The organism is Atribacteraceae bacterium, assembly GCA_035477455.1.
In the GTDB taxonomy this organism is placed as follows: Bacteria; Atribacterota; Atribacteria; order Atribacterales; family Atribacteraceae; genus DATIKP01.
The window spans coordinates 1-5,084 of sequence record DATIKP010000081.1 but is presented as its reverse complement, the minus strand read 5'-3'; the positions used below and the strand labels follow the sequence as shown (position 1 = coordinate 5,084).

5 protein-coding genes are annotated in these 5,084 nt (G+C 52.8%); 1 reads left to right on the top strand and 4 read right to left on the bottom strand.

The window, feature by feature from the left end; genetic code table 11:
* Positions 1-305: 305 nt before the first annotated feature.
* Positions 306-593: a hypothetical protein gene (locus VLH40_05165; GenBank protein ID HSV31397.1), complete on the top strand. Its 288-nt coding sequence runs from the start codon at positions 306-308 to the stop codon at positions 591-593.
* A gap of 59 nt (positions 594-652) precedes the next feature.
* On the opposite strand, the gene VLH40_05160 is transcribed toward VLH40_05165, so the two are convergent.
* The 4 genes from VLH40_05160 to VLH40_05145 form a co-directional block, all read right to left on the bottom strand.
* Complete coding sequence (locus VLH40_05160; protein HSV31396.1) at positions 653-1,846, bottom strand: uroporphyrinogen decarboxylase family protein; 1,194 nt, start codon at positions 1,844-1,846, stop codon at positions 653-655.
* Positions 1,847-1,985: 139 nt separating this feature from the next.
* Positions 1,986-2,816, bottom strand: a complete 831-nt coding sequence (locus VLH40_05155; protein HSV31395.1) for a carbohydrate ABC transporter permease — start codon at positions 2,814-2,816, stop codon at positions 1,986-1,988.
* A 13-nt stretch (positions 2,817-2,829) separates the two neighbouring features.
* Complete coding sequence (locus tag VLH40_05150; protein ID HSV31394.1) at positions 2,830-3,714, bottom strand: sugar ABC transporter permease; 885 nt, start codon at positions 3,712-3,714, stop codon at positions 2,830-2,832.
* Between the two features lie 77 nt (positions 3,715-3,791).
* Positions 3,792-5,084: sugar ABC transporter substrate-binding protein (locus VLH40_05145; GenBank protein ID HSV31393.1), on the bottom strand; the 1,293-nt coding region annotated here is incomplete at its 5' end.

Here is a 5,084-nt window from a genome sequence, read left to right as displayed (position 1 = left end):
CCACTGAACTGATCCGTCAATACATCGAAAAACATACTGACCAAGAGGAAACCAACTTCACGGTGACCGACTGAGTTTCACTCAGCACCTTGAGTTGGCTTCCAGCCAATGACTTGAGGAGACTTGAGCCTCAAAAAGGGGACTTTCAGTCCCTAAATCTTTTAACCCACCCACTTTAGTGGGTGGTTGTTTAGAATGTGAGCTACACTCAAAAGTTGTGTATACCAAATAAAAACCGGTGGCGTATCCTAAGGTGAAGTTCCAAGCAAGAAAGATCACCTCGCTCCCCGAAGGGAGGATACATCATGAGTAAAGCAAAGCACGTTACCGAGGAATTGTCAAAGGAACCGAACCAAACCGATGGAATCAACCCGGACAGGCTTGATCCCTTGACCGAAGTCTTGAGAAAGGGAGCCGGAAAGATGCTCCAGCTGGCCAGCGAAGTAGAAGTGGAGGAGTTCATGGCCCAACACCAGTGGCTGAAAGATGAACAAGGTCACCAAGCCATCGTGCGCAATGGGTATCTCCCGGAACGAAAATTGCCCTGTCCAGTTTTTGGGGAGTATTATATTTTATTTTCAGTCCTGGGTTGAAAGAAATTTCGGCACAATCCTATTCGATATTCCAGGACCAAGCAAACCGATGACCGTCCTTACCCATCATCCCTGGTTGAGCGCAAAACCCGACGAGCCACCCCGATATATTCCCGCAATTGTTCAACCGCCTGGTGGGGGGAATCGACCAGACTGCCTTCGATACGCAACACGGCATCGGCCCGGCCTTGCAGCACCGTTTGAAGCGTCAGTACCTGCTCTTCCATAGCCGGGGTCGATGCGAATTGGATGTCGTTGGCCGGATCCACACAGATTTCTATCCGTTGCGAACCGCCGAACACCTGCACCACTTTTGCCAGGTCGGTCCAGGGACCCCGATGGAACATTCCCAGGTTGGGAATCTGCTTGATGCTCTCCAACAAGGCTGTTGTGTCCCCGCAACTGTGCCAGTAGGCGATGCCGCCGTGAAACCGGCTGAGCTCCTGCTCCGAGGGCAGTACAAATGCCTGGTAGGTTCGGGGGGACAGCAGGAGGCTGTTGACTTCATCGTTGTAGAGGTTTCCCCGTTGGACCGGTATCCCCAGGAACCGGAACCGCTGGGTGGTCCATTCAATACGGGCTTGGGTCACGTAATCGATCAGCGACCGGGCGAAATCCGGTTGATCGACCAAGTCCACGGCGATATTGGCCATACCCCTCAGGTGCATGGCCACTGCGAACGGGCTCCGCCCCCACTCGGGAAAAGCAACCTGGAAATCATCGTCCAACAGCTCTCCGATCCCGCTGTACAGGCGATGCGCCACCGGCATCAACCCGCTGTGATAGAAGTCGATGGGTTTGAGCGAGGCCAAGTCATGTTCATGTTCAATGACCGGCCGTTTCCCGATCCAGGGATCATGACCTGGTTCGAACACCACGTCCACCCCAAAGAAGCTGGGCTCGAAGGGGACCCCTAGCCAGATGGGTACAATTTTACCCACCGCCGCATAGTCGGAAAAATGTTGGTAACGGTATAGAGTCATTTTCAACTGGCTTTCCAGGTAGACGGCTGGATCGGTATAGTAGGTTTCCAGGTCGAACCCGATGATCCTAGCCCAAAGTGAATTTTCACAATCCGCATAAAAAGGCACGTAACCCAAACCCTTCTTGGGGACGCCTCTCCAGTGATCTCGGGCATCTCCGGCATTGTCTTCCCAACATTCACTCCGGCGCCGGTTTTCCGGGCTGTCCGCAATGTGGCGAATCCGTTCCTGGAGCCGCCGCAGGGCATCAACCGATATATGGTCCCCCACGATTCATTCTCCTTTCAAAATTCAGGCTATGAGGGGTTTAGGCATTTAGGCTGTTAGATAAAACGGCTACTTTTTTCTTTATAGCCTGTTTTTCTGTCTCGAATCCTTCGGTGGACCGATGGGGCGACTTCTCATCAACTTACTTGATAGCGCCAAAGGTCAATCCTTTGACCAGGTGTTTTTGGATGGCGATAATGAATAGCAGACCCGGCAAGATAGCCAGTACCCCGGCTGCCGACAGAGCACCCCAATCGACCGCCAAATACCCGATAAATTCAGTGGCTATGTATACCGGAAGGGTTCGAACGTTGAAACTGGTCAAACTGAGGGCAAAGATAAATTCGTTCCAGGAAAAGAGAAAGCTCAGCATGGCGGTAGACACCAAACCGGGCGTGACCAGGGGCAACACGATCCAACGCAGGGCGGAAAGCCGGGAGCATCCATCGATCAGGGCTGCTTCATCGATTTCCGCCGGGATACCGGAAAAAAAACCCCGCATCATCCAAACCACCAGGGCCAGGTTCACCAGGACTCCTGCCAGGATCAATCCAACATGGGTATCGATGATACCCAGGGCATGAAAAATCCGCACAAAGGGAATGATGACCACAATGGGGGGCATCATCCGGGTTGATAACACATAAAAGCCGATATCCTCCCGGCCTCGAAACCGAAAACGGGATAATACATACCCAAAAGGGGTACCGATCAACAGTGTCAAGATGACCGAGCCCAAGCTGACCAGGAGGCTGTCCCGGAACGCCATCAGGAACCCCTGTCGTTGCAGGGTGGAGAGATAATTCTGCCAGGTAGGCTGGAAAATGAACTTGGGTGGGTAGGCGATGACATCGAAGGAAGTTTTAAACGATTGGAGAATGATCCAGAAAAACGGGAATAACACGACAGCGGCCACCAGGATGAGAACGAAATGCTTGAGGAAATTTTTCATCATCGTTGATTTCTTGTTCACCGGATCTCTCCTTTCACTGGTCCAACACCTTGACCAGCCTTTTACTGATCAGTAAGGTGACCAGGAGCATAACGAGTCCGATGGTTGCGCCTACCTCCAGTTTATGAAAACGAAAACTCTCCAGGTACGCCCGGATGATCAGGGTGGACGTGGCGTGTCCGGGTCCGCCCCTGGTGATGGCGTAGATGACATCGAACGCCCGAAATGCCTCCAGCCCTCTAAAAATAAGAGCAATGGTCACGATCGGCCGAAGCAGTGGAACGGTAATGAAGTGGAAGGATTGCCAGGAGGATGCTCCGTCGATTCGGGCCGCCTCGAAGGGTTCGTCAGGCAACATCTGTAGCCCCGCGTAAATAATCAGCATGACAAAAGGCGTCCACTGCCATACATCGATCAGGATCATGGTCGGAAGGGCCATGGAGAGGCTGGTGGTCCATTCCGGGGGTTCGACTCCCACCAAACCGATCAGGTAATTAACCACTCCGTACAGGGGATTCAGCAACATGCCCCAGGTAATGCCCACTACCACCGGACTGACCCCGATGGGCAGGATAAAAATGGTCTGGTAGATCGGAACACCGGATCCCAGGCTGTTGAGAGTGAGGGCCAGGGCCAAGCCGAAGCCGAAGCTCAGAGCAACCGAGCCGAAGGTGAACAGGACGGTTCGCCAAACGGTCTGCCAAAAACCGGGATTGGCAAATAGATTTTGGAAATTCTGCAAACCCACAAACACCGCTTGCTGCGATCCGGCCGTGGTGGAGGTCAGGCTCATCCAAACCGCATAGACCGTTGGATAAAACAGCAGGCTGACCAGGGCAACAACCACGGGAAGGGTGAGAAGATAGGGAAACGATCGACTACTTTTTAAAAAAGAGGTTGACCCGGGGCTATTTTTCATCGATTTTCCTTCCATTCATAATAAAAAAAGGGGGCTCAGCCCCCTTTTTTTATTTATCAATCAAACGAATCTTCGCTTCAATTAGTCGGCTTCAGTTCCTGGAGTATTTTGTTCCACTCGGCATCCACGGAGGCCAGATCAGGAGTTTGCCCGCTTAAAAAGGCATTCTGTACCTCGGCCCTCAAGATATCGACCATCTCGAAAAAGCGTATGTTCGCCGGGGAAATGACCGCGGTCTGCAGACTCAGACTCACACCTTCCGTAAAGTCAGCTGGAAATTGGGCCATAAACCGGGGATCCTGCCATACCGAATCCCGCGGAGCCAGAACGCCCTTCATGGCCAGTTCGAATTGAATTTGCTTGGAAGTCGCCCACTGCAGGAACAGCCATGCCGCTTCCTGGTTGGCAGAACCAGGGCTCATTGAAATCGACCAGTAGTGGGAGTGACCGATCCGGCCGGCCGGACCAGCGGGGAATGGAGCCACGGAAATGTTTCCGACCACCGCCGAACGTTCCGGATCTTGCAACCTGGGATAAATCACTGATGAATCGAGTATCATGGCCGCTCGGCCGGTCAGCATGGCGGTATTTATTTCATCCCAGTCAAACAAGGTGACACCTGGAGGGGTAAATTGCAACAGTTGCAGGTACATGTCCACTCCGGCACGGCTTTCCTCGGTGTTTATTTTAGAGGTGTAATCGACTAGGTCGACATACTTACCACCGAAGGAGCGGACCACGCCGTACAAAGGCCACCACAGGTTCTCCGCACCGCGTATGGTGATCCCGTACAGGTCAGTACCTTTCTCGATCGCCTGGGCAACTGCCAGCAGTTCGTCAAAGGTTTCCGGTGCCTGGAGACCGAGTTCTTCGAAGATATCCTTGCGATAGACTAAGACCTGAGCTTCGGAAGTAATCGCAATTCGGTCCCGGTGAGGCGCACCGACGGTAGCCACGGCCCGGGCTCCCGGGAAAAAGTCCTCCCAGTCGTACCAGTCCGGATCAGTCAAGTCGGTATCTTCGAAAAAGGGATCAAGCGATGCGGTCCAGTTTTCCAGGGCGTATTTCGGAGCATCGTAATACTGGCTCATGAACACATCGAAGCCAAAAGTGCCGGCAGTCATGTCAGCCGAGATTTTGGTCATAAATGCCCCTTCCGGAAGCGTGGTCAAGCGGACGGTTATCCCGGTCAGTTCTTCGAATTGGGGAATCAGGGGTTCGATGGCTTCCTGCCAGGGGTGGATGGAAAACAAGACGTTCAAGGTGGTTCCTTCGAATTGCCGCCAATCGATTTGGTCGGAAAACTCGGGAGATATTTTAGTAGCCGCATGTACTGAGAAACTCACCAACAAAGTCAATAGAGAAACCAA

Bases quoted from the DNA above. Each gene is read 5' to 3' on its own strand.
- VLH40_05150 (HSV31394.1), bottom strand. From the start codon at position 3,714: ATGAAAAATAGCCCCGGGTCAACCTCTTTTTTAAAAAGTAGTCGATCG.
- VLH40_05165 (HSV31397.1), top strand. From the start codon at position 306: ATGAGTAAAGCAAAGCACGTTACCGAGGAATTGTCAAAGGAACCGAAC.